Origin of the sequence: Sphingobacterium sp. UBA5670 (assembly GCF_002420705.1) — a bacterium.
In the GTDB taxonomy this organism is placed as follows: Bacteria; Bacteroidota; Bacteroidia; order Sphingobacteriales; family Sphingobacteriaceae; genus Sphingobacterium.
In genome coordinates, this window is record NZ_DIIM01000015.1 from 5,196 (window position 1) to 6,064 (window position 869).

The following is an 869-nucleotide window of genomic DNA, read 5'->3' on the forward strand; positions in this document are numbered from 1 at the left end:
ACAGTAAAAGCTTCAAAAGATAGAGATGATTTGGAGATGAAATGGAGGAAATTGCGTTATAATTCTGATATTTTCCATAGTTTATTAAATAAGACAGAAAGAATAAGAGAATCTACATTGGAGCTAGGAATTATTTTAGGAAATGAGAATGCTGAAATAGAGATTATTAAAGTATGTAATCCGTATTGCGGGCCATGCGCTAAGGCGCATCCAGAGTTAGAATATATTATAGAAAATAATAGCAATGTTAGATTACGAATTATTTTTACAGCTTCTGGCTTGCCTGATGATGAACGCACTGCTCCTGTTTTACATTTAATGGCTATACAAGAAGAATATGGGAGGGAAAAAGTTCACGACGCCTTAAACGATTGGTATCTTTCAAAGGATAAAGACTATGTAGCATTTTCTTCGAAGTATCCTTTAAAATCACATTTAAATGAACATAAAGCTAAAGTGATGGCGATGAGAAAGTGGTGTGATAGAACAAGGATAAGAGAGACACCAACAATTTTTATTAATGGGCATCAGTTACCAGAAAGCTATAATATAAAAGATTTAAAAAATTTTTTCTAAAGTGGGATTTACCTAAAGGATGTGCAAAGTCAATTTCTGAAGTTATTAAAGTCGGTCTTACACTCCTTTAAATAAAAAATGTGAAGTCCTTTCCTATCGGTGGTGTAGCAACCAAAGCTGTAGAGCTATATGCCCGTACTTGCCAAGGCTTATCAATCCTATGGTACAGATATTTCTTCTTTAGATGCAGCTGTTGAAGAAAGAAGGCCAAAAATCATTTCTTTTGAGGGAATTCCGGATGGACAAACAAATGTCAGTAGCAAGTTAAGGGAGTTGAAGATAAATTTCGATAA

Annotated in this window: 1 protein-coding gene; it reads left to right on the forward strand. The window is 34.1% G+C overall.

Translation table 11 applies throughout. The features are described 5' to 3' along the window. On the forward strand, positions 1-576 hold a 576-nt coding region (locus tag B3C94_RS12835; RefSeq protein WP_293904230.1), incomplete at its 5' end, for a DsbA family protein. Positions 577-869 lie beyond the last annotated feature (293 nt).